Source organism: Chamaesiphon sp. OTE_8_metabat_110 (assembly GCF_031382685.1).
In the GTDB taxonomy this organism is placed as follows: Bacteria; Cyanobacteriota; Cyanobacteriia; order Cyanobacteriales; family Chamaesiphonaceae; genus Chamaesiphon.
Genome location: NZ_JANMZA010000658.1, coordinates 1 through 1,977 on the forward strand (window position 1 = coordinate 1; position 1,977 = coordinate 1,977).

Sequence of the window (1,977 nt, forward strand, 5' to 3'; positions counted from 1 at the left end):
GCGTCAATCTTTACGGAATCCTCGATCTACAAGTGTATCTTTAAATAAACTGCTCTAAATTTATCTTTTGACGCTAAATGCTCTCTCCTAAATCTATCCTCACAATCGTCATCTCCACCATCGGGATTGCTTGTGCTAGTGCTGGTGTTGCTAGTGCTGAAACCATCATAACCCCTAGTTTTGAAATCAAAATTACCAGACAGTGTGCAGAAGGAAATGTCAGTTGCGATCGCGTTACTTATGTCGGCAGAGATTTAAATACAGGTAAATCGATTCGGCTGAAAGGAAGAACGGTAAATAGTAGTAATAGCTATCGGTTTCTAGGCTATGAATTTCGCAATGGTAAATATCTTTACTCGATTACAACTGATAATGTGTTACGGGTTTATCAAGGTAAAAAACTGATATTACAGGAACAAGGCACTGCTATTAATGATTGATTGATTAGTCGATAATAGTCGATCGATCGAGAAGATCGATGCGACTGCACTCATCTATCAATGTATTTATGCTCGCCATTAACCGCCAGGGATTGCGCCACAGGAATGGTGCAACAATGACAGCTTCATAGGGATTTCGCCCCGATTGCTTGACGGTAGCAATCGCCAATTCACGGGAGTACCCACGTCCGGCGATGAGCCAAGCTGCTAAAATTTGTCCCGTGCGTCCAATGCCACCACCACAATGAACGACGACGCGTGCGGATTGTCGATCGGCACGGCTGAGAAATGGTAGAATTTGGTGAAGTAGGACTTGGCGATCGACAACTTGAAAATCGGCGATCGGTGCCCAACAAATTGCATCAGATCCGAAATGCTGGCGATAGACGTTTAGTAAATCTGAATAGCGATCTAGCTGCGGTTCAGATAATAAACAGCAAACTCGGCTAATCTGCTGACTCTGCATAAACTCGATCCATGCTTGAACCTGTGCGCGAGCATAGCCAGGTCGAGCAGCACCAAACACGAACGATTCATTTGTGGTAGCGGCGGAAAAATTATACATAAGATACTTAACAATTACAATCGGGATCGAGACATGGAAACGTTGCCGAACAAAGTTATCCCCTAATTCTCTACCCGCGATCGCCGCCTAGATGTTATAGTGAGTGCCGATATCGATCCCTAATCTCTCATTCTTGGCACATGTCTACATTTCCGATCGTGCCGCATTTGAGCGGTTATTGGCAAGACGCATTTAATTTAAAGCAACACCTTCAGCAATTTTTAGATATCGATTCAAGTCAATTAGAAGCAAAGTTTGCGACTGCTTTACAAGATTTAGCCGAACTCGGACGCCGCGATTTTGATTGGGAAGATGCTAGTAAATTTTATCGCGATCGCGTGGGTGAGGCTTATTTATTTGAGTTGGCAACTTGGCATCTCACCAGTACCGATTATATCGGCGATACGCTCAAATTGATCGCCGATCGAGCAAGCGGAACTGTCTTGGATTTTGGTGGAGGTATCGGTACCCACGCGATCGCCGCAGCCTTATGTCCCGAAGTTTCACATGTTATTTATTGCGATATCAATCCAGTAAATTATAACTTTGTCAGCCATCGGATTCAACAGTTAGGTTTAGAAGCCAAGATTACTTGCTGTACCGCCTTAGATCCCACCCAAAGATTCGATACAATTACTTGTTTCGATGTGATGGAGCATCTACCAGATCCGAGCCAGCAGTTACTTCAGTTTCAGCAGCTCTTAAACGATGAGGGAAAAATGATTACTAACTGGTATTTTTCCAAAGGCTCCAACCAAGAATTTCCCTTTCATCTAGACGATCCCCAGATTATCGATCGCTTTTTTAGAACTTTACAAACCAATTTCTTTGAAGTATTTCACCCTTATTTTATTACGACTCGGTGTTATCAAAAAATGCTAGGATAATCTTTATAACTGGGAAAGGATAACTACGCCCATACATATTCTCCTCACTTCAGATAAGTAAGGTAAATTTGTAGCGCATCAAGAC

3 protein-coding genes are annotated in these 1,977 nt (G+C 42.9%); 2 read left to right on the forward strand and 1 reads right to left on the reverse strand.

The features are described 5' to 3' along the window. Positions 1-77 precede the first annotated feature (77 nt). Entirely contained in the window at positions 78-440 is a 363-nt protein-coding gene (locus RMO52_RS23640; protein WP_309742242.1) for a hypothetical protein, read from the forward strand. A 4-nt stretch (positions 441-444) separates the two neighbouring features. On the opposite strand, the gene RMO52_RS23645 is transcribed toward RMO52_RS23640, so the two are convergent. Next, the gene (locus tag RMO52_RS23645; RefSeq protein ID WP_309742241.1) at positions 445-1,005 is read right to left on the reverse strand and encodes a dual specificity protein phosphatase family protein; all 561 of its coding nucleotides are present in this window, start codon (positions 1,003-1,005) and stop codon (positions 445-447) included. Positions 1,006-1,145: 140 nt separating this feature from the next. Between RMO52_RS23645 and RMO52_RS23650 the strand changes: the two genes are divergently transcribed. Then, entirely contained in the window at positions 1,146-1,892 is a 747-nt protein-coding gene (locus RMO52_RS23650; protein ID WP_310419258.1) for a class I SAM-dependent methyltransferase, read from the forward strand. The last annotated feature ends 85 nt before the right edge of the window (positions 1,893-1,977 follow it).

Excerpts from the sequence above, each read along its gene's own strand:
- RMO52_RS23640 (WP_309742242.1), top strand. The coding sequence starts at position 78 with ATGCTCTCTCCTAAATCTATCCTCACAATCGTCATCTCCACCATCGGG.
- RMO52_RS23645 (WP_309742241.1), bottom strand. The coding sequence starts at position 1,005 with ATGTATAATTTTTCCGCCGCTACCACAAATGAATCGTTCGTGTTTGGT.
- RMO52_RS23650 (WP_310419258.1), top strand. The coding sequence starts at position 1,146 with ATGTCTACATTTCCGATCGTGCCGCATTTGAGCGGTTATTGGCAAGAC.